Origin of the sequence: Delftia sp. CH05 (assembly GCF_009827015.1) — a bacterium.
Classification (GTDB): domain Bacteria; phylum Pseudomonadota; class Gammaproteobacteria; order Burkholderiales; family Burkholderiaceae_C; genus Comamonas; species Comamonas tsuruhatensis.
In genome coordinates this window covers 53,096-74,702 of record NZ_WUMG01000029.1, presented here as the reverse complement: position 1 = coordinate 74,702, position 21,607 = coordinate 53,096, and the positions used below count along the sequence as shown (strand labels likewise).

The window sequence follows — 21,607 nt, the reverse complement described above, 5'->3', positions numbered from 1 at the left end:
TGATTGCACCGCCCCCACCTCCCAAGCCGCAGGCCGTGGACGACGACCGCGAGGCCGAGATCGCGCTGGAGAAGAAGCGCAAGATCGAGCAGCAAAAGAAGGAGCGCGCCGAACAGGCCGCCCGCGAGCAGCGCGAAAAGGAACGCCAGGAGCGCCTGGACAAGGAAAAGGCCGAGAAGGCGGCCAAGGACAAGGCCGAGCGCGAGAAGGCGGAAAAAGCCGAGAAGGACCGCCGCGACAAGCTGGAGCAGCAGAAAAAGGACAAGGCCGAAAAGGAAAAGGCGGACAAGGAAAAAGCTGCCAAGGACAAGGCCGAGCGCGAGAAAGCCGAGAAGGCGGAGAAAGAAAAGGCCGAAAAGGCCGCCAAGGCAGAAGCCGAGAAGAAGGCCGCCGAGGACAAGCGCAAGAAGGAACAGGCCGCCAAGGAAGCGCGCGAGGCCAAGGAAGCCGAGGCACGCCGCCTGGAGAACATCCGCCGCATGCAGGGCCTGGCCGGCAGCGGCGGCTCGGCCGGCGAAGGCGCCGGTGGCAGCAAGAGCGGCGGCTCGGGCAGCTCCGCCGGAGGCCCCTCGGCCGGCTATGGCGCCAAGGTGGCCGCGCGCGTCAAGCCCAACATCGTCTACCCGGACGCCATCAGCGGCAACCCGCGGGCCGAGGTGCGCGTGCGCACCGCACCCGATGGCACCATCACCGGCGCCACCATCGCCAAGTCCAGCGGCAACAAGGCCTGGGACGACGCCGTCATCCGCGCGCTGCAAAAGACCGAGACGCTGCCGCGCGACATCGATGGCCGCGTGCCTTCGGACCTGGTCATCGGATTCCGCCCGCAGGACTGAACGGGCACAGGCCCTTCATCAAAAAGCCCCGCCGGTACCTGCCTGCGGGGCTTTTTCCATCTTGCTTTGTATGCAATCCGCCACGCGCCTGCGACTTCGCTTGCGGCGCCGGCCGCTTGTCCCTAGCATCCCCGTCTTTGCCGCATTCGCGGCACCCGTCCACCATCGCAAAGGAGAGAACCCATGTCCCATTCGACACGTCCCTTTGCAGTCGTGCACGCTTGAAGCCCTAGCGCCTCCAGGCCACGCTGCAGACCTGATTTCCGGCCCCGCAAGAGGCCCGGCTTTCGGCTGCGCGTGCGCTTTTCCTGATGCCTGTCCATCGAGCTTGCGGCGACTGCCCATTGCGCATTCCGCATCTGCCGGAATGTGCCCCAAGCACTCGATCGAAAGCCATTCATGGGCAATTCCATAGTATTCCGTGGCGCAAACGCGGCACCCGCAATCACTCAAGCCAGAGACACCGAGGAAGGGCCGCCCCGCACCGAGGGTGTCGTCTCCCCCCGCGAAGCGAGAGGGGGGAAGGCGCGCAGCGACTCAGGGGGGCCGGACATCCATCTTCAGGTGTTCGCCAACCGCGGCGTCTGGATTGAAGACACCGCCATCCAACAACTTCAAACGACGGCCCGCAACCTGGCCGGCATGCGCGCAGCCGTGGGCCTGCCGGACCTGCACCCGGGCCGGGGCTACCCGGTAGGGGCAGCCTTCTTTTCCGTGGGCCGCTTCTACCCGGCCCTGGTCGGCGGCGACATCGGCTGCGGCATGTCGCTGTACAGCACGGAGCTGGCAGCGCACAAGACCTCGGCCCCCAAGCTGGAAAAGGCGGTGGGCAACATCGACGGCCCCCTGCCCCAGGAACTGCTGGACGCCGTGGACATGCAGCAGCTGGAGCACATCGCCCAGGCCAGCGGCGTGGCAGACCTGGCGTATCTGCAGGACAGCCTGGGCACCATTGGCGGCGGCAACCACTTTGCCGAACTGCAAGTGGTGGACACGCTGTACGAGGACGGCGCGCTCGACAGGAAACGCGTGCACCTCATGGTGCACAGCGGCTCGCGCGGGCTGGGCGGCGCCATCCTGCGCGCCCATGTGGAGGCCTTCAGCCACGACGGCCTGGCCGCCAGCAGCGATGCCGCCACGCAGTACCTGCGCCAGCACGCGGCCGCCATCGCCTTCGCCCAACTGAACCGCGCCAGCATTGCGGCACGCCTGCTGCGCGCCCTGCGCACGCGCGGCCAGGCCCTGCTGGACATCACCCACAACCACGTGATCGCCCACCACTGGCGCGGCGAAGACGGCTTTTTGCACCGCAAGGGCGCCACGCCGGCCGACCAGGGTCTGGTGGTGATCCCGGGTTCGCGCGGCGACTACAGCTACCTTGTGCGGCCCGTGGCCGGGCGTGACGAGGCACTGCACTCGCTGGCGCACGGCGCGGGCCGCAAGTGGGCACGTACCGATTGCATGGGCCGCCTGCGCCCGCGCTTCACGCTGGACGAACTGCTGCGCACAAAATTCGGCAGCGCCGTGGTCTGCGCTGACCGCGAACTGGTCTACGAGGAGGCCCCCCAGGCCTACAAGGACGTGGACTCCGTCGTCGCCAGCCTGCAGGAAGCCGGCCTGGTGCAGCTGGTGGCGCGGCTGCGCCCCCTGCTGACCTACAAGAAGGGAGCCATGCAATGCTGCTGATCCAGCTGACCGCATCCCACGGCCCCGCCGAGTGCGAGCATGCCGTGCGCCTGACCCTGCGCGAGCTGCTGCGCGACTGCGCCGCCAGCGGCATCACCGTGGACGTGCTGGAAGAAACGCCCACGCCGGCCGGCTACAAGTCCGTGCTGCTGCGCTGCGAGGGCGACACCGGCCTGCTTCACGGCACGCTGGGCGCCTGGCTGGGCACCATCCAGTGGGTCTTCGACAGTCCCCTGCGCCCCCACCACCCGCGCAGGAACTGGTTCGTGGCCGTGCAACAGTGCGAGCCGCCCCGGCAATTGCCGGCCGATGGAGAGATCGTCTTCCAGGCCTGCAAGGCCTCGGGCAAGGGCGGCCAGCATGTCAACACCACGGACTCCGCCGTCCATGCCCTGCATGTGCCCAGCGGGATCTCGGTGAAGGTCATGAGCGAGCGCAGCCAGCACGCCAACAAGCGGCTGGCGCGCCTCAACGCGCAGGGCGAGGGCCAGGCCCGGCGCACGCGCAGCCAGCTGCACTGGGAGGTGGAGCGCGGCAGCCCCGTGAAGGTGTTCCGCGCCTGAACGCCCCGGGGCTAGCCCCTGGCGCACATGTAGATGCCCAGGGCCAGCAGGCCCAACATCAGCACGCGCTTGAAGACCTGGGGCGACAGCGACTGGCGCAGCCGCTCGCCCCAGGCCATGCCGGCCAGGGCGGGCAGCAGCATCAGCGCGGAAACCAGGGCCGTGGCCCCCCAGCCCGTCCAGGACGAAGCGGCATGGCCCGGCCCCTGCGCCAGCGCCATGCCCGCGCCCAGCGCCAGCGTGGACACCGTGAAGCACAGGCCCATGGCCTGCATCAGCGCCTGCCGGCCCAGCGCCAGCGATTGCAAAAAGGCCACGGCCGGCACCACGAACACGCCGGTCAGCGCCGTGATCCCGCCCGTCAACAGACCACACAACAGGCCCAGCCAGGCCTGATGCCTCTGCGGCAACTGCAGGCCCGGCCCCCACAGGCCCCACAGGGCATACACAACCAGGGCCACGCCCAGCGCCGTGCGCGCCACGGCGGCCTCGCCCACCGGGCCCCACCACAGCATGCCGCCCACCGTGCCCGCGACAATGCCCAGCTGCATCCAGCCCAGGCGCCGCAGCAAAGGCCGCAGCGATGGCATGGGCCGCATCTGCACCACATTGGTCACCAGGGACGGCAGCAGCAGCCAGGCCGCCGCCTGCCCGGCCGGCATGAACAGCGCCAGCAGCGCCATGGACACCGTGGGCAGGCCCAGGCCCACCACCCCCTTGACAACACCGGCCAGCCCGAACACGGCCACCGCCGCCGCCAGCACCCACCACGCATCCCACATCACGGCCACCCTGCACTTTCACTGACCTGGCTCAGGCCCTTCCTGAACCTCATGGCGCCATGCTCGTGCACCAACAAAGGGATCACAATCGGGAATCTTCAAACCAAGGCTCAGGCATGGCCTGATCCTTCAGCACCACAGGCCATGCGATTCGACCTCACCGACCTGCAGCTGTTCGTCCATATCCTCGACTGCGGCACGCTCACCGCGGCGGCCGGGCGCTCGCACATGACCCTGGCCTCGGCCAGCGAGCGCGTGCGCGGCATGGAGGCGCAACTGGGCTGCGCCCTGCTCGCGCGCCAAGCGCGCGGCGTACGGCCCACGGCGGCCGGCCACACGCTGGGCCAGCATGCGCGCAGCGTGCTGGCACAGATGCAGCGCCTGCGCGGCGACATGGCCGAATACGGCGCGGGGCTGGCCGGCCATGTGCGCGTCTGCGGCAACACCTCGGCCGTGGGCGAGCACCTGCCCCTGGCCGTGGCGGGCTTTCTGCGCAGCCACCCGCGCGTGGCGCTGGAGCTGCAGGAATGCGGCAGCGCCGAAGTGCTGGACCGGCTGCGCCAGGGCCTGTGCGACATCGGCGTGGCCAGCGATGCGCAGGACACCACCGGCCTGCAGGCCACGCCCTGGCGCCCCGACCCGCTGGTGGCCGTGCTGCCGCGCGGCCACCGCCTGGCCAGGCGCACGCGCCTGGCCTTGCAGGAGCTGCTGGCCGAAGACTGGGTGGGCCTGCCGCACGATGCCGCCCTGCAGATGCTGGTGCGCCAGCAGGCCGCCTTGCTGGGGGGGCCGTCGGAAGGGCAGTTGCGCTGGCGCGCCCAGCTGCAGCACCTGGACAGCATCTGCCAGCTGGTGGGCCAGGGCGTGGGCGTGGCCGTCATGCCGGCGGCAGCCGCGCAGCGCCTGGCCCCGGCCAGCGGCGCCCGCGCCGTGCCCTTGAGCGATGCCTGGGCCCGGCGCCAGCTGCTGCTGTGCACGGCCCGGGAAGACCAGTTGCCCGCCCATGCAAGGCAGTTGCTGGTGCATCTGCAAGGGCTTGGCTCGCCTGAGCCTTAGCGAACCATGTTGGAAAGCGCTATGCAGGACAATACGGGGATCATGACCCTCAAAGCCCCCGAACTGCTGCTGCCGGCCGGCTCGCTCGACAAGATGCGCGCGGCCTACGACTTTGGCGCCGACGCCATCTACGCCGGGCAACCCCGCTACAGCCTGCGCGCACGCAACAACGAATTCCGCCTCGAACAGATCGCCCAGGGCATCTCCGAGGCGCACGCGCGGGGCAAGAAATTCTTCGTCACCAGCAACCTGATCGCCCACAACGACAAGGTGCGCACCTATATCCGCGACATCGAGCCCGTGATCGAGTGCAAGCCCGACGCGCTGATCATGGCCGACCCCGGCCTGATCATGATGGTCAAGGAAAAGTGGCCCGAGACCGAGGTCCATCTCTCGGTGCAGGCCAACACCACCAACTGGGCCACGGTGAAGTTCTGGCAGAAGGCCGGCGTCTCGCGCATCATCCTGTCGCGCGAGCTGTCGCTGGACGAGATCGAGAAGATCCGCCAGGAATGCCCGGACATGGAGATCGAGGTCTTCGTGCACGGCGCCCTGTGCATCGCCTACTCGGGCCGCTGCCTGCTGTCGGGCTACTTCAACCGGCGCGATCCCAACCAGGGCACCTGCACCAATGCCTGCCGCTGGGACTACAAGACGCATGACGCGGCCGTGGACCCCAATACCGGCGAGGCCCTGGCCCAGACCATGGAGCAGGACTTCAGCTTCGAGAAGGCCCGCGAGGAGGCCGACAGCCAGTTCACCAGCACCTGCGGCGACGGCGCGCGCCACCCCAAGGCCGAGCAGGTCTACCTGCTGGAGGAAAAGGGCCGCCCCGGCGAGCTGATGCCCATCATGGAAGACGAGCACGGCACCTACATCATGAACTCCAAGGACCTGCGCGCCGTGGAGCATGTGGAGCGCCTGGTGAAGATCGGCGTGGACTCGCTCAAGATCGAGGGCCGCACCAAGAGCCTGTATTACGTGGCACGCACGGCCCAGGTCTACCGCCGCGCCATCGACGATGCCGTGGCCGGCCGCCCCTTCAACCCGCACCTGATCACCGAGCTCGAAGGCCTGGCCAACCGTGGTTACACGGGCGGCCTGCTGGAGCGCCGTCCCTCGCAGGACTACCAGAACTACGAGACCGGCCACTCGGTGCTGCAGCGCAGCCACTTCGTGGGCGAAGTGCGCAGCTATGCCGACGGCATGGCGGAGGTGGAGACCAAGAACCGCTTCTCGGTGGGCGACACGCTGGAGATCATCCACCCCCAGGGCAACCGCCAGGTGCTGCTGGAGAAGATGTTCAACCTCGACGGCGAGCCCGTGCAGGTGGCCCAGGGCAACCCGGTGCGCGTGCGCATCCCCCTGGAAGGCCCGGCTGAAGGCGCGCTGATCTCGCGCCTGCTCTGAGGGCGGGCTTCGCCCCTGCTTCCAGTTGTTCTTCTTGGCGGCTGTCCAGGTCCATTGCCGCAATGGCCTGGAGCGGGCGCCTTTTTCTTTCATTCCTCATTTCTGCACTGCCATGGACATCGTCGTCAACGAAGAACTCAAGGCCTACATCGACCCGCTGACCCCCGATGAACTCGACGCGCTGGAGCGCAGCATCCTGGCCGAGGGCTGCCGCGATGCGCTCGTGCTCTGGAACGACCTGCTCATCGACGGCCACAACCGCTACGCCATCTGCCAGAAGCACGGCCTGCCCTTCAACACCATCCAGGCCACGCAGTTCAAGAACATGGACGACGTGCACCTGTGGATGATCGACCAGCACCTGGGCCGCCGCAGCGTGTCCGACTTCCAGCGCGGCGTGCTGGCGCTGCGCAAGCGCGAGATCATTGCGGCCCGCCGCTCGGCCGCTGCCGCCGCCGTGATGGCGGCCAAGGCCGAGGCACCGGCCCAGCCCGAAGGCGAAGCGCCCTGGGAAGGCGAGACCGACCCCGTGGTCGCCGCCGCCCTGGCCAGCGTGGCCAAGGTGCCCGATGAGGCCCTGGACACGCGCGAGGCCCTGGCCCGCGTGGCCCGCCTGTCCAGCAGCCAGGTCAAGCTGATCGAGACCATCCAGCAAAAGGCCGCGCCCGAAGTGGTGGCCGCCGTGCGCTCGGGCGACATCTCGCTGAGCACCGCCGCCGTGGTCGCCAGCCTGCCCGTGGATGAGCAGCAGGCCGTGGCCGCCGCCGGCGCCGACGAACTCAAGCAGGCCGCCAAGCGCGTGCGCGATGCGAAGAAAAAGCCCAAGGCCGCCAAGCCCGAAGCCGACGCTGCCGACGGCGAAGGTGCGGCCGTGACCGCCTCGCCCGAGGAACTGCAGCAGCGCGTGAACGAACTTGAAGCCGAGAACGAGCGCCTGCGCCAGCAGATCAAGGCCTTGCAGGAACTGCTGGCCGAACAGGGCTGATCCCCGGGCCGCGACCTCCCCAGGCATGACGCGCTACCAGGAACTGGCCGACGATATCGAGGCCTCCATCGCCGCAGGCGTGCTGCGCGCGGGCGACAAGCTGCCCTCCGTGCGTCACACCAGCGAGCGGCGCGGCGTCAGCGCCTCCACGGTGTTCCAGGCCTACTACCTGCTGGAGGCACGCGGCCTGGTGCGCGCGCGCGAGCGTTCGGGCTACTTCGTCGCGGCGCGGCCGCACAGCGCCCCGCCCGAGCCCACGCAGCTGTCGGCCCCCCCGGGCGAGCGCTTTGCCGTGGTCGATGTGAGCGAGCGGGTGTTCGAGGTTCTGGAATCGTCCATGGACCGCGATGTCGTGCCGCTGGGCTCGGCCTTTCCCTCGCCACGCCTGTTCCCGCTGCAGCGCCTGGGCCAGGCCCTGGCCCGCGCCGCGCGCCAGGCCGATCCGCGCAGCGCCCTCGACGACCTCACGCCCGGCAGCATGGCATTGCGACGCCAGATCGCGCGGCGCTACCTGGCCGACGGTCTGGCACTGTCACCGTCCGACCTGGTCATCACCAATGGCGCGCTGGAGGCACTGAACCTGTGTCTGGCCGCCGTCACGCGGCCCGGTGGCGCCGTGGTCATCGAATCGCCCTGCTTCTATGGCGCGCTGCAGGCTCTGGAGCGCATGGGGCTGTCCGCCATCGAGGTGCCCACGCATCCCGGCGAAGGCATGGACCTGGCCGCGCTGGAGACCGCCGTGCAGCGTCACCGGCCCCAGGCCATCTGGTTGATGACCAGCTTCCAGAATCCGCTGGGCAGCCTGATGCCCGAGGCGCGCAAGAAGGCCCTGGTGGAACTGGCCACGCGCCACCAGCTGCCGCTGATCGAGGACGATGTCTACGGCGAGCTGTACTTTGGCGAACACCGCCCGCCACCGGCCAAGGCCTTCGACACCGAGGGCTGGGTGCTGCACTGCGCCTCGTTCTCCAAGTGCCTGGCGCCCGGCTGGCGCGTGGGCTGGACCGCTCCGGGCCGCTTCACGCGCGCCGTGGCGCGGCAAAAGCTCACCACCACGCTGGCCACCAATGCCCCCAGCCAGCAGGCGCTGGCCGACTACCTGGAAAGCGGTGGCGTGGACCGCCACCTGCGCCGCCTGCGCCAGAGCCTGGCCCTGCAGCGGGACCACATGGCATCGGCCATTGCCCGCCACTTTCCGCAAGGCACGCGGGCCACGCGGCCCGAGGGCGGCTACTTCATGTGGATAGAGCTGCCGCCGTACTGCGATGCGCTGGCCCTGCACCGCGCAGCGCTGGCGCGCGGCATCAGCGTGGCGCCGGGGCCGATCTTCTCGGCCTCGCAGGCCTTCGGCCATTGCCTGCGGCTGAACTACGGCCATGACTGGAGCGACGAGACCGGGCAGGCCCTGGCCACGCTGGGCGAGCTGGCCCGCGCAATGCAGTCCCTTCCCGCAGCAAAAGCAGCAGGGTAAGCGCCCGCTGCGCTGGAGGCACCTGCTGCGCTGTAGCGCCCGGGCAACGCGACCCCGCGCAGCTGCTGCCAGTCTGGTGCCGGCTGGATGATTCTCATTTAGACTCGCGCACCGAACCGGCATTGCCGCCATGCATGCTGACCGGTCCTTGTCTCCTGCTTCCGCCTCGCCCGCCGCCACGCGTCCTGCAGCCTGCCAGCCGACCCTTCAGCGCTGCACCATTCCCAGAGGCACAAAGGAAGTTTTCCATGGTTTCCAGCAATCACTGCGCCACGCTCACACGCTGCGCGGCCGCTGTCGCCGCCGCCCTGCTGTCGCTGCAGGCGTCGGCACAGGCACCATCGCCCACCACCACCGCACCCGAGGCCGGCCTGTCCGCCATCACCGTCACGGGCAACTGGCTGGACAACCCCAGCGAGGAAAAAGTACTGGACCATGCCGGCGCGCGCACCATCGTCGAGCGGGCGCGCATCGAGGAAACCGGCTCCTCCAGCCTGCGCGACGTGCTGCGCCTGGTGCCCGGCGTGCAGGTGCAGGACAGCAACGGCACGGGCGGCAGCGATGTGTCCCTGAACATCGGCGTGCGCGGCCTGACGGCACGCCTGTCGCCGCGCTCCTATGTGCTGATGGACGGCGTGCCCGTCTCCTACGCGCCCTACGGCCAGCCCCAGCTGTCGCTGGCGCCCGTCTCGCTGGGCAACCTGGAGTCGGTGGACGTGATCCGCGGCGCGGGCTCGGTGCGCTACGGCCCCCAGAACGTGGGCGGCATCATCAACTTCGTCACGCGCGCCATTCCCAAGACCTTCGCGGCCGAGGCCTCGGTGGGCACCGAGTTCTACAGCCACGGCGGCAATGCCAAGACCACGCCCAGCCTCTTCGTGGGCGGCACCAGCGAATCCGGCCTGGGCCTGGCCCTGCTGTACTCGGGCACGCATGGCGACGGCTGGCGCGCAGGCAATGACAAGACCGATATCGACGACATCCTGCTCAAGGGCGCCTACCGCATCTCGGCCCAGGACGACATCGCCGTCTCGCTGCACCACTTCGAGGGCTCGGGCCGCATGCCCGGCGGCCTGACCACGGCGCAGTACGCGGCCGACCCGTTCCAGTCCACGCGCTCCTACGACAGCTTCGACGGCCGCCGCACCGATGCCTCGTTCAAGTACAACCACAAGGACGGGCGCAACAACTTCGAGCTGCTGGGCTACTACGTGGACTCGTTCCGCGGCAGCCACATCGAGCAGGACAACGTCAACCAGCGCCGCCTGACGGCCGCGCCGCGCAGCTACCACTACTTCGGCATCGAGCCGCGCTACTCGCGCCTGTTCGAGACCGGCTCCGTGGTGCAGGAAGTCAGCGTGGGCTACCGCTACCTCAAGGAAAGCAGTTCCGAGGTCGCGCTGCGCACCGCCTACTACAACCCCGCCACCATGGCCAACGCCATGGCCCTGCCGATCACGCCCTACCAGACCAGCCAGGGCGGCACCACGGCCCATGCCTTCTACATCGATGACCGCATCGACATCGGCAACTGGACCATCACCCCCGGCGTGCGCTACGAACGCATCAACTCCTTCAACAACGTCAGCAACCTGGGCGCCGACGGCAGCACCGTCACCAGCCAGCTGTTCCCCAAGGCCGAGGCACGCGAGCTCCTGCCCACGCTGTCCGTGCTCTACCGCATGAATGCGCAGTGGTCGCTGTTCGCCAACGCGGGCAAGTCCTTCGGACCGCAGCAGTATGCGCAACTGGCCCAGACCGAGCGCGGCCTGCATCCCGAATCGGCCAAGACCTATGAGGTGGGCACGCACTACAACAGCCCGGCGCTGAACGCCGAGCTGACGCTGTTCAACATCGACTTCGAAAAGGAACTGCTGCTGACCCGCGTGGGCGTGGACGGCATCTGGACCGACCTGGGCGCCACGCGCCACCGCGGCATCGAGTCCTCGCTGCGCTACGACCTGGGCCAGTGGAATGCCGCGCTCAAGGGGCTGACGGCGGGTGTGTCCTATACCTATACCGAGGCCGTCTCGCGCGCCGGCGATTTCGCGGGGCGCGACCTGCCGCTGTACTCGCGCCACACGGGCCAGCTGTGGGCGCGCTATGCGCTGGGGCAGTGGACGCTGAATGCGGACCTGGCCGCGCAATCGAAGCAGCGCTCTCCGGGGTCGGGCACGCAGTATGTGACGCAGGAAGATGCTGCGGGGCGGCTGGGCGATATTCCCGGGTTTGCAACCGTGGGCCTGCGTGCGGGCTATGACTTTGGCAAGTCGCTGGGCAATCTGCGGGTGGCCGTGGGGGTCAAGAATCTGTTTGATCGCAGGTACTACACGCGGTCTACGGACAACAACGGGGGCAAGTATGTGGGGATGCCTCGGACGTTGTATGTGCAGGGGACGTTGCCGTTCTGAGGCTGCTATTGCAGGGGCCTGAACTTTTTGGTCCCTGCCGGGTGGTATTTTTCTGAGGCCGGGTCTCGGCCCGGCGGCCGACTGCCCTTTCTTGATTCGCCAAGAAAGGTCAGATCAAAGAAGGCGACCCGAATGTCCGCGACCCTCCGCTTCGCTGCGGGCAACCTGCGCTGACATACGGGGAGTGGGGGGTGGGCATGGAGCGGGCCGTCGCTTCGCTCGGCCCATTTTGTTCTTTTTAGCCCTCTGCTGTGAATCCCACGCGCTTGACGATGGGGCCCCATTTGGCGAGTTCGGACTGCAGCAGCGCGGCCAGTTCGGCGGGGGTGGAGGATTGGGCGTCCAGGCCGAAGGTGGCCAGGCTGTCCACCACGTCGGGCGTGGCCAGGGCCTTGCGCATGTGGCCGTTCAGGCGCTGCACGGTCTCGGCGGGGGTCTTGGCTGGCACGAAGAAGGCGAACCATTCGCTGTGCGCCATGTCCTTGTAGCCCTGCTCCACCAGCGTGGGGACCTGGGGTGCGAAGCGGCTGCGCTTGGCGCCGCTGACGCCCAGGATGCGCATCTTGCCGCCGGCCAGGTGCTGCAGCATGTCGCCCACAGGGCCGCAGACGGCGGAGACGTTGCCGCCCAGCATGTCCAGCAGCGCCGGCTGGGTGCCGCGGTAGCCGGCGTGCTTGAAGTCCACACCGGCATGCTGGCCCAGCAGGGCGCCGATGAAGTGCGGCGTGGAGCCGGGCGCAGGCGAGCCGAAGTTGGCGCCTGCGGGGTTGGCCTTGGCCCAGGCGAAGAATTCGGGCACGGTGGTCACGCTGGCGGGCACGGCGGGGCCGACTGCGAAGCCGAAGTCGAAGATGCAGCCCACGGTGACCGGCGCCAGGTCGGCCACCGGGTCATAGGGCAGCTTCTTGTAGATGTGCGGGTAGATGGACAGCATGGACGTGGGCGTCTGCAGCAAGGTGGCGCCGTCTGCGGGCCGGCCCTTGACGTAGCTGATGGCGATCTGCCCGCCCGCGCCCGTGCGGTTTTCCACCACGGCGGTCTTGGCATAGCCCGACAGCTTGGTGCCCACGCGGCGGCAGATGGCGTCAGAGGTGCCTCCGGCCGCGAAGCCGGTGATGATGTTCAGGGTCTCGATGGGGCCCTGGGCCTGCGCCCAGGCCTGCTGGCCCAGGCTGGCCAGCAGCGCACCCGCTCCAGCGGTGCCCAGCCATTGGCGGCGGTCGATGTTCATGCGTATGTCTCCGGTTGAAATTGAAACTCTGAAAAAAACAGTGGGGGAACAGCGGGGGAAATGCGTGCCAGCCCGGCGGCTTCAACTGTCGTCGCGCAGCCAGACCACCTGGCCCGAATGCGTGACCGCTCCCTGGTGGGCCGGGCGCACGGTGAGCGCGTATTTTTCCAGCACGCCGCCCAGCGGCGGCATCTGGCGGCGCGCGGCGGCTGATTGTTCCAGACGTGCGGCCAGTTCGGCCTCGCCGATTTCCACCGTGATGCTGCGCGCATCGGCGCGGGCGTCGATGGCGATGAGGTCGCCGTCGCGCAGCGCGGCAATGGGGCCGTTGTCGGCGGCCTCGGGGCCTGCGTAGCCGATGCACAGGCCGCGCGTGGCACCAGAGAAGCGCCCATCGGTCAGCAGGGCCACCTTGTCGCCCATGCCCTGGCCATAGAGCAGCGCCGTGATGCCCAGCATCTCGCGCATGCCGGGGCTGCCGCGCGGGCCTTCGTTGCGGATGACGATGACATCGCCGGCCGCGTACTGCATGGCCTGCACGGCGGCCTGGGCCTGTTCCTCGGACTCGAAGACGCGCGCGGGGCCCCGGTGCACCAGGGTCTTGAGGCCGGCCGTCTTCAGCAACGCGCCATCGGGGCAGAGGTTGCCCTTGAGCACGGTCAGGCCACCGTCGCGCGTGATGGGGTTGCCGGGCGTGCGCACCACCTCGCCATCGGGCGGCGCGGCATCGGCCAGTTCTTCGGCCAGGGTGCGGCCCGTGAAGGTGAGCGCATCGCCGTGGACAAAGCCCTGCTCCATCAGCGTGCGCAGGATCACGCCGGCACCGCCGATGTAGTACACGTCGCGCGCCAGGAAGCGCCCGCCGGGGCGCAGGTCGGCGATCAGCGGCGTGCGCGCGAAGATCTCGGCCACGTCGTCCAGATGGAAGCGGATGCCGGCCTCGTGCGCGATGGCCGGCAGGTGCAGGGCGGCATTGGTCGATCCGCCCGTGGCGCTGACCACGGCGCAGGCATTCTCCAGCGCCCGGCGCGTGATGATGTCGCGCGGCAGCGGGCCGCCGCCTTCGGCGCTGGCCCACACGGCCTGCATGAGCTGGCGCGCGGCGCGGCGCATCAGCGGTGCGCGCTCGCTGAACACGGCGGGCACCATGCTGGAGCCGATGGGCGCCAGGCCCAGCGCCTCGCTCACCATGCCCATGGTGTTGGCCGTGAACTGGCCAGCGCAGGCGCCGGCCGTGGGCAGGCAGGCGCGGCTCATGGCCTCCAGGTCCTGCGCCGTGGCGGTGCCGGCCAGCACCTGGCCGATGGTCTCGTAGGTATCGACCACGTTCAGGTCGCGCCCGTGCACGCCGGGCGCCTGTCCCGGCAGGGCCGAGCCGCCATGCACGAAGACGCTGGGCACATTGCAGCGCACCATGCCCATCATCAGCCCCGGCAGGTTCTTGTCGCAGGCGCCGATGGCGAAGATGCCATCCCACTGGTGGCCGCGCACCGAGGCCTCCACGCTGTCGGCGATCAGCTCGCGCGAGACCAGCGAGAACCGCATGCCCGAATGCGCCATGGTCAGCCCGTCGCTGACCGACACCACCGGGCATTCATGCGGCGTACCGCCCCCGGCATAGATGCCGGTCTTGGCATGCTGGGCCTGGTCGCGCAGGTTGAGGTTGCAGGGGCTCATCTCCCCGCCCGTGTGGAACACGCCGATGTGCGGGCGCTCTATGTCTTCGTCGTCCTGGCCCAGGGCATGCAGGAAGCTGCGTGTGGTGGCACGGATGGTGCCGGAGCGGATCAGGGCGGAGCGAAAAGGCGTGGGCTTGGGCGTGGCCGCTGCCGGGCTGCCGCCGGTGGTGCTGGTGATGCCGGCTGTGGTGGTGGAGGCGGCCAGCGATGCGGAGGCGCTGGACTCGGAAAAGACGTTGTCGGGGGAGGCAGGTTTCTTGTTCATACGCGGGACGGAAAACAGCCGCCCACCATAGCGGGGTCTGCGGATTTCCCTATGAGCATTTACACCAGATCGTGTCGCCCGGGAGTCGCCCGCATACCACCCTTGTGTCGCCCCGGCTTAGAGGATGGCCTGAAGGCCTTTGTCGGCGATGACGTTGAGCAGCTTGAGCGCCGGTCCGGCGGGACGGGTTTCGCCCTGCTCCCATTTGCGCACCGTGGAAGCCGTGGTGTGCAAATGCAGCGCAAACACCGGTTGGCTGAACTTCAAAGTCTCGCGCAGCTGTTTGATGTCGGCCGCCTCGAACTCCCGCACCGGGGGAGGACAGATCGCGTCGAACTCGCGCATCGTCACCTTGTCGATGGCGCCCGCTTCGTACAGCGCAGCCAGATCGCCGCGCAGGGATTCAATGATCTTGCTCACAATGCACCTCCAACAAAACGCCTGACTGCAAGGCCGCCGACAAGGCCTGGGTGGACAGGTCCAGAAACAGCTTGCCTGCAAACCTCAAAGCCCTCTGTTCTTCCTGTGTGATGTTCGCCTTGTCGTTCTTGGTGAAACCATGCAGGAAGAAGTATCGGTTGCCGATTCGTGCCGACAACAGCGTTCGATAACCCCCACTCTTGCCCGCGCCTGGACGCGCCACCCGCTTCTTGTAGAGAAAGCCCCCCAGGTCCGCGTCGATCAGCCCTCTTTCCATCTCCCTGACCGCCTTGCACAGCGCGGTATCGGGCAGTTTCTCGCTCGCCTGCCATCGGGAAAAGTCCTTGCGTTTGAGAACGCGCGCCATGCCAGCCTCCCAACTATACCCGTTACGGGTATGTATTTCACCTTCATACATATCACCACAGGGTAGAGCCTGCGAATTTGAAGTGCTGCCTCGTGCCTGCCTCATTCAAGCCCCTGTCGTTTCTCCTTGGCCTGACTGCCAGCCCGCTGGTCCGCCTTGTCGGGAAGACACGATAAAAAAAGGCCCCGGAACAAACTTCCGGGGCCTCAAAACCGATGCCAGCCCGCGCTGCAGCGGACCAGGCATCGTGCACAACAACTGCGCTGTACTCCTGAATCAATCCACCCAACCGGCCCCTCAGCGCGGCACCAGGAACGTGCTGTGCGCCTGCTTGGTAAGCGCCGGATCACCCACCGCCGTGGCCGTGATCTCCACGCCGTGCGAGCCAGGGCCGGCCGCGCCATAGGGCGCCTGCAGCCGCACCACGACCCAGCGGTCCTGGGCCGCGCCCACGTCCACCTCGGTCTCCGAAGCCACGCACAGGCCCTCGATGCCCGAGGCCGACAGCACATAGCGCTGGTCCTGCTCCGTGGCATTGCCGATCTGCACGCGGTAGATGTTCTCGATCTGGCCGCCGGCCACGATGCGCGACAGCGTGCCCCGGTCGCGCACCACGTCCACCTTCAGCGGCGTGCGCAGCGCCAGGCTGGCCACCATGGCCGTGGAGATGGCCACCAGCGCCGTGCCGTAGATGAGCACGCGCGGGCGGAAGATGCGGCGCACCAGCTCGCTCTGGCGCCAGCCCCGGGCCACGCCGTTCTGCGTGGACAGGCGGATCAGCCCGCGCGGGTAGTGCATGCGGTCCATGACGCTGTTGCAGGCGTCGATGCACAGGCCACAGCCGATGCATTCGTACTGCAGGCCGTCGCGTATGTCGATGCCCACCGGGCAGACCTGCACGCACAGCGTGCAGTCGATGCAGTCGCCAAGCCCCTGGGCCCGGTAGTCCACCCCCTTGTGGCGCGGGCCGCGCGATTCGCCGCGTGCGGCGTCGTAGGTGACGACCAGGGTGTCCTTGTCGAACATGGCGCTCTGGAAGCGCGCATAGGGGCACATGTGCTTGCAGACCTGCTCGCGCAGGAAGCCCGCGTTGCCGTAGGTGGCCAGCGCATAGAACAGCACCCAGAAGATCTGCCATGCGCCGGTCAGCGCCAGCACCTCGGGCAGCAGGCTGCGGATGGGCACGAAGTAGCCCACGAAGGTCAGCCCCGTCCACAGCGCAATCAGCAGCCACAGCGCATGCTTGCCGCCACGCCGCGCGATCTTCTCCGGACCCCAGCCGCTGGCATCCAGGCGCAGGCGTGCGCTGCGGTCGCCTTCCAGCCGGCGCTCCACCCACATGAACAGCTCGGTGTAGACCGTCTGCGGGCAGGAAAATCCGCACCACAGCCTCCCCGCCACCGTGGTGAACAGGAACAGCGCCAGCGCCGAGACGATGAGCAGCACGGCCAGGTAGATGAAATCCTGCGGATACAGCAGCCAGCCGAAGATGTAGAAGCGCCGCTGCTCCAGGTCGAACAGCAGGGCCTGCCGGCCGTGGATCTGCAGCCAGGGTATGCCGTAGAAGAACAGCTGCGTGAGCCAGACCATGGCCCAGCGCCAGTTGGCGAAGCGCCCCGAGATGGAGCGCGGCTGGATCTTGCGGCGAGACTCGAACAGCGGGGAATCCGCGCTGGCGTCGGCGATGGGAATCACCTTGCGCGGCGCGGGCCGCGGCCGGGGGGCTGCGGCGGTTTCATCGGGAAGCGGTTTCGGTCGTTCTGACATGCGGGGCCTTCGCCCCGGCCGGTGCGCCCGTGATGCGGGCTTGTCATGAATTGCCGGGGACTGCCTGGACTATGCCCAGCGCCCTGCTCTGCGGGTAGCAGCAGATGCGGTGAATTCGACCGTATCAGATGGAGCTTCAGGCCTGGGGAGCACGAAGACGCGGCACCGCCAGCCGCAACCCCCACGCCACCAGGCACAGCCCCAGCAGCGACGTCAGCGTGCCGATGCGCACATCGGCCTGGAGCACGCCCCAGCGGCTGAAGATCTCCGTCCAGTCATGGTCGCCGCCGCCCACCAGCGGCAGCACCTGGGCGCGCGCGTCCTTCATGTAGCGGGCCACGTTCATCAGGTTCTCGCCCAGCCACATCAGCGAGGCGATCCAGCCCGTGCGCTGGCCCTGCCTGCGGAAATGGCGCATGAACAGGGCGGGGAACAGCAACTGGAACAGCGTGCCGCCGTAGACCGAGAGATGCTGCGAGAACAGGGCCACCAGCGGGTGCCCGGCCTCGTGCAGCGCGAGGTTGGCGTTGTCCAGCAGCATCAGCCAGCGGTCCTCGCTGAAGAAGTGGCCCCAGATGATCCAGGCGCCGAAAGCCGTCAGCGCGATGGCGGCAGGGCGTGTGACCGGCGTCCATTCGACTGGGTCGTCGAAATCGTCGAGGTCGGCGCCGCGCTTCATGGCGCCAGCAACGCCGTTGCGTTCAGAGGGCATGCCAGCGGCTTGGCGGGGTACATGCGAGGTCGGCAAAAAGGGGCAGGCGCAGGATGCATGGCGGCAGTGTTCCGGAGAGTGGGAGGAAGATAGCAGGTTGCACCGGCACCGGGCTGCCGCGTTGCAATCCATCCCGGACAGGTTCTGGCAAAGTCGGGCATCCGCATCTTCAAGCCAAGGAACATCCACACCATGAACCTGCGCCCCCTATTGCATGACCTTGTCCGCCAGCATGGCCTGGACCGCAAGGCCGCCGTGCAGCTGTTTGCACTGGCGGGATTCGGGCATGAACCGGCCGCCCTCAGAACCCGCCTGTGGCCCGTGGTGGCCTTGCTGGGCGCGGCGCTGGGCGGGCTGGGCATCGTGCTGTGGATTGCCGCCAATTGGGAGAGCATGGGCCGCATGCAGCGCTTTGCCCTGCTGCAGGGCTTCGTGCTCGTGATGTGTCTTGGCGCGGCATGGCGCGCGGCGGCGCGCGTGCCGCTGTCCGTGCTGGCGCTGCTGGGCACGGGTGCGCTGTTCGCCTTTTTCGGGCAGACCTACCAGACGGGAGCGGACCCCTGGCAGCTGTTTGCGCTGTGGGCAGCGCTGACCCTGCCGCTGGCCCTGGCGGCGCGCAGCGATGGCGTCTGGGTGCCCTGGGTGGTGGTTGCCATGACGGGCATCGCGCTGTGGGCGCAGGCCCATACGCCGCAGTTCTGGGAGGTGGAGTCGCGCGACCTGGGCGTGCATGCCGTGGCCCTGGGCGCCGCCCTTGCCGTCACCGCAGTCATGGCACCGGCCCTGCGACGCTTCACGGGCGCGGGGCTGTGGGCCTTGCGCGGCGCGGGCGCGCTGGCGCTGGCGATGATCACCTCCACCGCCATCAGCGGGCTGTTCCACAGCACGGTGGCGCCGCAGTACCCGCTGGGGCTGGTGCTGCTGGCAGGCGCGGCGGCGCTGGCGGGCCTGCGCAGGCATTTCGACATCTTCCTGCTCAGCGGTGCGGCGCTGGGCCTGAACGTGCTGCTGGTGTGCGGCCTGGTCTACCTGCTGCTGGAGAAACTGGGGGCGGACTTCACGGGCATGCTGCTGCTCGTGGGCCTGGGCGCTGCGTGCCTGCTGGCGGCCACGGTCAGCCTGGTGCTTCGAATGTCACGCAACGCGGAAGGAGGCCTTCAATGAGCCACGGACACGACACCCTGCTGCGCCAGGCCGTGGACCAGGGCATCCTGCCGCCTGCCGCCTTGCAGGACCGCCGCCCTGCCGCCAACGACCGCCATTGGGCGGTGGTGCTGCTCACGGCGCTGGGCGCCTGGCTGGCCCTTCTTCCCTTGCTGATTCTGTTTGCGTTTGCCCTGTCCGACTGGATAGAGCGCGGCGCCGGCACCTATGTGATCGGCGCCATGATGCTGGCCGCAGCCGTGGCCGTGCTGCGCGCCGAGGAGCTGCCCGTCTTCCTGGAGCAGCTGGCCCTGCCTGCCATGCTGACCGGCGCCGGCCTGCTGGGCTTTGGCCTGGCGCGCGACCTGTCGGGGCAGGCTGCGGCCGCGATAGGCCTGGCCATTGCGCTGGCCTGCACGGCCGCCATTGCAAGGCCCTGGCTGCGCGTGCTGCTGGGCGCCGCCTGCGCGCTGCTGTTTTGCACCATGCTCTGGCCGGACAACGATCCATCCACCCTGTACGCAGGCCTGCCGACCTGGGTCATCGTGCATGCGGCACTGCTGCTCTGGATGCTGCTGCTGGCAGCCCAGTGGCGCGCGCTGGGGCAGTCTGCGGCACAGACCCGCATGGCGGCGGCGCTGGAGCCCTTTGCCACAGGCTGGCTGCTGGCGGTGCTGGCTGGCCTGGCCTTTCTGTCCGGCAGGAGCTTCATGGTGGCCGGCGTGCTGGGCGGCGGCCTGGCGGGCGAGCTGGCGCAGGAAGCCGCCCCGAACATCTCCATGGGCGTACTGACGCAGGCCGGCTCGGCCGTGCTGGCCCTGGCAGCCGCCTGGTTCGCCCAGCGCGCATGGCCCACGCTGCGGCAGCCGCGCGCCGCCGTGGCTGCCGTGGTGCTGGCCGTGCTGAGTGCCTTTCTGCCCTGGCTGGGCGCCTGCCTGCTGGCGCTGGCGGTGACCGGCACCAGCGGCCGCTGGCGGCAGGCCGCAGCGGCCGCCCTGGCTGCGGCCTGGATCGTGGGCAGCTTCTACTACCAGCTGGCCTGGCCACTGGCCACCAAAGCCATGGTGCTGGCCGGCTGCGGCGCCTTGCTGGGCCTGCTGGCCTGGGCAGGGCCGCGCGCCGCAGCCCTGCCAGGCAGCGCGGAGACCGCCGCCGCATCGGGCGCCGTGCCCCTGCAGCGCTGGGCGCCGTGGCTGGTGGTGCTGACGGCGGCCTGCACGCTGGCGGTGGCCAATATCGGCATTGCGCAGAAGGAACGCACCATCGCCCAGGGACGCAAGGTGTTCGTGGAACTGGCGCCGGTGGACCCGCGCTCCCTGATGCAGGGCGACTACATGCGTCTGAACTTCCGCCTGCCTTCCGAGGACAGGGACGTGGAGAAAGAGAACCTGCGCAGCGGACGCCTCTACGCCATCGGCAAGCTCGATGAGCAGGGCGTGGTGCAGTGGCTGCGCACCGGCACGGCCAGCGAGCCGCTGGCGCCCGGCGAACAGCGCTTTGAACTCACCCCGCGCGGCGGCCGGTGGACGCTGGTGACCGATGCCTGGTACTTCCGCGAAGGCGATGGCCAGCGCTGGGAGCAGGCCCGCTACGGCGAGTTCCGCGTGGAACCCGACGGGCGTGCGCTGCTGGTGGGCATGGCTGACGCGCAACTGCGCCCCATCGTGCCCTGAGCGCACCACGCAAATCACTCGAAACTGTCGCCCTCGGCCAGCGGCGCATGCCGGTAGCTGGCCGGCGTGCGGCTGAGCTTGACGGGCGCGCCCAGGCCCCGGTAGCCGCCCTCCATCTCCACCACCATCTCGCGGTGCAGGGTATGCGGGTGGTTGAGCGCCGCGTCCACGCCCAGTACGGGTGCGGCGGGCACGCCGATGGCCATCAGCGCATCGGCCAGCGCGGGGCCGTCGCAGGACTGCAGGGCCTGCTCCAGCAGCGGCTTGAGCGCATCGCGGTGGTGCGAGCGCTGGCCGGCCGTGGCAAAGCGCTCGTCGGCCACCAGTTGCGGGCATCCCAGGTGCTCGCACAGCAGGCGGAACTGGCGGTCGTTGCCCACGGCCAGGAAGACCGGCGTGGTGCCCGTGGCAAAGCTGTCGTAGGGATAGATGTTGGGATGGGCGTTGCCCGAGCGCCCTGGCGTCCTGCCGCTCATGAACCAGTTGCCCGCATGCGGGTGCAGCAGCGAGATGCCGCTGTCGTACAGCGAGACATCAACCAGCTGGCCCAGGCCGCTGCGCTGGCGCTCCTGCAGCGCCAGCAGCACGCCGATGACGCCGTTCATGCCCGTGACCATGTCCACCACGGGCAGGCCCACGCGCAGCGGATCGCCGCCGGCCTCGCCGTTGACGCTCATCAGCCCCGTCATGGCCTGGATGGCCGCGTCATAGCCGGGCCAGGCACCCAGCGGACCATCGGCGCCGAAGCCGCTGACGCGGCACCAGATGAGGCGCGGAAAGCGCTCGCGCACCTGCTCCCAGCCAATGCCCCACTTTTCCATGGTGCCGATCTTGAAGTTCTCCACCACAACGTCGGCCTGCTCCATCAGCGCCAGCACGGCCTGCTGGCCTTCGGGCTGGGACAGGTCCAGGAACTGCAGCCGCTTGTTGCGGTTCAGGCCCCGGTAGTAGGAGGACACACCGTCCTGGAACGGAGGCCCCCAGGCGCGCGTATCGTCGCCCTGCGGCGGCTCCACCTTGAGCACGTCGGCGCCGTGGTCGCCCAGGATCTGGCCGCACAGCGGGCCGCCAAGAATGCGGGAGAGGTCGAGGACACGGATGCCCTGGAGGGCACCATTGGCTCTGCTCATAAAGTTTCTTTCTTCATTGG

General features: G+C 68.8%; 18 protein-coding genes. 10 read left to right on the top strand and 8 right to left on the bottom strand.

The window, feature by feature from the left end; translation table 11 throughout:
* The 3 genes from tolA to prfH form a co-directional block, all read left to right on the top strand.
* On the top strand, window positions 1-836 hold an 836-nt coding region (gene tolA / locus GRX31_RS20375; protein ID WP_160854473.1), incomplete at its 5' end, for a cell envelope integrity protein TolA.
* A 399-nt stretch (window positions 837-1,235) separates the two neighbouring features.
* Entirely contained in the window at window positions 1,236-2,522 is a 1,287-nt protein-coding gene (locus tag GRX31_RS20370) for an RNA ligase RtcB family protein (RefSeq protein WP_151021188.1), read from the top strand.
* Window positions 2,513-3,085, top strand: coding sequence for a peptide chain release factor H (gene prfH, locus GRX31_RS20365; protein WP_160854471.1), 573 nt, complete (start codon window positions 2,513-2,515; stop codon window positions 3,083-3,085). Before GRX31_RS20370 ends, prfH begins: the two co-directional genes overlap by 10 nt.
* 11 nt (window positions 3,086-3,096) lie before the next feature.
* Here prfH and GRX31_RS20360 read toward each other — a convergent pair whose 3' ends face one another.
* Window positions 3,097-3,867 (bottom strand): sulfite exporter TauE/SafE family protein, encoded by a 771-nt coding sequence (locus GRX31_RS20360; protein ID WP_016453911.1) that lies wholly within the window; start codon window positions 3,865-3,867, stop codon window positions 3,097-3,099.
* Window positions 3,868-4,011: 144 nt separating this feature from the next.
* Here GRX31_RS20360 and GRX31_RS20355 point away from each other — a divergent pair, with 144 nt between their 5' ends.
* The 5 genes from GRX31_RS20355 (at window position 4,012) to GRX31_RS20335 (ending at window position 11,200) form a co-directional block, all read left to right on the top strand.
* The gene (locus tag GRX31_RS20355) at window positions 4,012-4,923 is read left to right on the top strand and encodes a LysR family transcriptional regulator (protein ID WP_043792357.1); all 912 of its coding nucleotides are present in this window, start codon (window positions 4,012-4,014) and stop codon (window positions 4,921-4,923) included.
* Window positions 4,924-4,944: 21 nt separating this feature from the next.
* The gene (gene trhP / locus GRX31_RS20350) at window positions 4,945-6,333 is read left to right on the top strand and encodes a prephenate-dependent tRNA uridine(34) hydroxylase TrhP (RefSeq protein ID WP_016453913.1); all 1,389 of its coding nucleotides are present in this window, start codon (window positions 4,945-4,947) and stop codon (window positions 6,331-6,333) included.
* 112 nt (window positions 6,334-6,445) lie between these two features.
* Window positions 6,446-7,318 (top strand): hypothetical protein, encoded by an 873-nt coding sequence (locus GRX31_RS20345; protein ID WP_016450446.1) that lies wholly within the window; start codon window positions 6,446-6,448, stop codon window positions 7,316-7,318.
* Window positions 7,319-7,343: 25 nt separating this feature from the next.
* A complete protein-coding gene (locus tag GRX31_RS20340; protein WP_016450445.1) occupies window positions 7,344-8,789 on the top strand; it encodes an aminotransferase-like domain-containing protein in 1,446 nt (481 codons plus the stop codon).
* Window positions 8,790-9,037: 248 nt separating this feature from the next.
* On the top strand, window positions 9,038-11,200 hold the full coding sequence (locus GRX31_RS20335) for a TonB-dependent receptor family protein (RefSeq protein ID WP_160854469.1): 2,163 nt from the start codon (window positions 9,038-9,040) through the stop codon (window positions 11,198-11,200).
* A 238-nt stretch (window positions 11,201-11,438) separates the two neighbouring features.
* Here GRX31_RS20335 and GRX31_RS20330 read toward each other — a convergent pair whose 3' ends face one another.
* The 6 genes from GRX31_RS20330 to GRX31_RS20305 all read right to left on the bottom strand — a co-directional run bounded on the left by GRX31_RS20330 (window position 11,439) and on the right by GRX31_RS20305 (window position 17,641).
* Window positions 11,439-12,431, bottom strand: coding sequence for a Bug family tripartite tricarboxylate transporter substrate binding protein (locus GRX31_RS20330; RefSeq protein ID WP_012204371.1), 993 nt, complete (start codon window positions 12,429-12,431; stop codon window positions 11,439-11,441).
* Window positions 12,432-12,512: 81 nt separating this feature from the next.
* A complete protein-coding gene (gene ilvD, locus GRX31_RS20325) occupies window positions 12,513-14,375 on the bottom strand; it encodes a dihydroxy-acid dehydratase (RefSeq protein WP_202396656.1) in 1,863 nt (620 codons plus the stop codon).
* 117 nt (window positions 14,376-14,492) lie between these two features.
* Window positions 14,493-14,795: a helix-turn-helix domain-containing protein gene (locus tag GRX31_RS20320; RefSeq protein ID WP_016450218.1), complete on the bottom strand. Its 303-nt coding sequence runs from the start codon at window positions 14,793-14,795 to the stop codon at window positions 14,493-14,495.
* On the bottom strand, window positions 14,779-15,162 hold the full coding sequence (locus GRX31_RS20315; RefSeq protein ID WP_047218629.1) for a type II toxin-antitoxin system RelE/ParE family toxin: 384 nt from the start codon (window positions 15,160-15,162) through the stop codon (window positions 14,779-14,781). The genes GRX31_RS20320 and GRX31_RS20315 overlap by 17 nt, the downstream gene beginning before the upstream one ends.
* A gap of 297 nt (window positions 15,163-15,459) precedes the next feature.
* Window positions 15,460-16,929, bottom strand: a complete 1,470-nt coding sequence (ccoG, locus tag GRX31_RS20310) for a cytochrome c oxidase accessory protein CcoG (protein ID WP_160854467.1) — start codon at window positions 16,927-16,929, stop codon at window positions 15,460-15,462.
* Between the two features lie 136 nt (window positions 16,930-17,065).
* Entirely contained in the window at window positions 17,066-17,641 is a 576-nt protein-coding gene (locus GRX31_RS20305; protein ID WP_046239453.1) for a hypothetical protein, read from the bottom strand.
* Between the two features lie 192 nt (window positions 17,642-17,833).
* On the opposite strand from GRX31_RS20305, the gene GRX31_RS20300 reads away from it, so the two are divergent.
* Together GRX31_RS20300 and GRX31_RS20295 are read left to right on the top strand one after the other, a co-directional pair.
* Window positions 17,834-18,805 (top strand): DUF2157 domain-containing protein, encoded by a 972-nt coding sequence (locus GRX31_RS20300; protein WP_126311703.1) that lies wholly within the window; start codon window positions 17,834-17,836, stop codon window positions 18,803-18,805.
* Window positions 18,802-20,457, top strand: a complete 1,656-nt coding sequence (locus GRX31_RS20295; RefSeq protein ID WP_160854465.1) for a GDYXXLXY domain-containing protein — start codon at window positions 18,802-18,804, stop codon at window positions 20,455-20,457. The genes GRX31_RS20300 and GRX31_RS20295 overlap by 4 nt, the downstream gene beginning before the upstream one ends.
* A gap of 14 nt (window positions 20,458-20,471) precedes the next feature.
* Here the strand turns inward: GRX31_RS20295 and GRX31_RS20290 are convergent, their stop codons facing one another.
* Entirely contained in the window at window positions 20,472-21,587 is a 1,116-nt protein-coding gene (locus tag GRX31_RS20290) for a CaiB/BaiF CoA transferase family protein (RefSeq protein WP_017407017.1), read from the bottom strand.
* Window positions 21,588-21,607: the final 20 nt, after the last annotated feature.

Excerpts from the sequence above, each read along its gene's own strand:
- trhP (WP_016453913.1), top strand. The coding sequence starts at position 4,945 with ATGCAGGACAATACGGGGATCATGACCCTCAAAGCCCCCGAACTGCTG.
- GRX31_RS20370 (WP_151021188.1), top strand. The coding sequence starts at position 1,236 with ATGGGCAATTCCATAGTATTCCGTGGCGCAAACGCGGCACCCGCAATC.
- GRX31_RS20295 (WP_160854465.1), top strand. The coding sequence starts at position 18,802 with ATGAGCCACGGACACGACACCCTGCTGCGCCAGGCCGTGGACCAGGGC.
- GRX31_RS20300 (WP_126311703.1), top strand. The coding sequence starts at position 17,834 with ATGAACCTGCGCCCCCTATTGCATGACCTTGTCCGCCAGCATGGCCTG.
- prfH (WP_160854471.1), top strand. The coding sequence starts at position 2,513 with ATGCTGCTGATCCAGCTGACCGCATCCCACGGCCCCGCCGAGTGCGAG.
- GRX31_RS20290 (WP_017407017.1), bottom strand. The coding sequence starts at position 21,587 with ATGAGCAGAGCCAATGGTGCCCTCCAGGGCATCCGTGTCCTCGACCTC.
- GRX31_RS20335 (WP_160854469.1), top strand. The coding sequence starts at position 9,038 with ATGGTTTCCAGCAATCACTGCGCCACGCTCACACGCTGCGCGGCCGCT.
- ccoG (WP_160854467.1), bottom strand. The coding sequence starts at position 16,929 with ATGTCAGAACGACCGAAACCGCTTCCCGATGAAACCGCCGCAGCCCCC.
- GRX31_RS20330 (WP_012204371.1), bottom strand. The coding sequence starts at position 12,431 with ATGAACATCGACCGCCGCCAATGGCTGGGCACCGCTGGAGCGGGTGCG.
- GRX31_RS20360 (WP_016453911.1), bottom strand. The coding sequence starts at position 3,867 with ATGTGGGATGCGTGGTGGGTGCTGGCGGCGGCGGTGGCCGTGTTCGGG.
- GRX31_RS20315 (WP_047218629.1), bottom strand. The coding sequence starts at position 15,162 with ATGGCGCGCGTTCTCAAACGCAAGGACTTTTCCCGATGGCAGGCGAGC.
- GRX31_RS20345 (WP_016450446.1), top strand. The coding sequence starts at position 6,446 with ATGGACATCGTCGTCAACGAAGAACTCAAGGCCTACATCGACCCGCTG.
- GRX31_RS20355 (WP_043792357.1), top strand. The coding sequence starts at position 4,012 with ATGCGATTCGACCTCACCGACCTGCAGCTGTTCGTCCATATCCTCGAC.
- ilvD (WP_202396656.1), bottom strand. The coding sequence starts at position 14,375 with ATGAACAAGAAACCTGCCTCCCCCGACAACGTCTTTTCCGAGTCCAGC.
- GRX31_RS20305 (WP_046239453.1), bottom strand. The coding sequence starts at position 17,641 with ATGCCCTCTGAACGCAACGGCGTTGCTGGCGCCATGAAGCGCGGCGCC.
- GRX31_RS20340 (WP_016450445.1), top strand. The coding sequence starts at position 7,344 with ATGACGCGCTACCAGGAACTGGCCGACGATATCGAGGCCTCCATCGCC.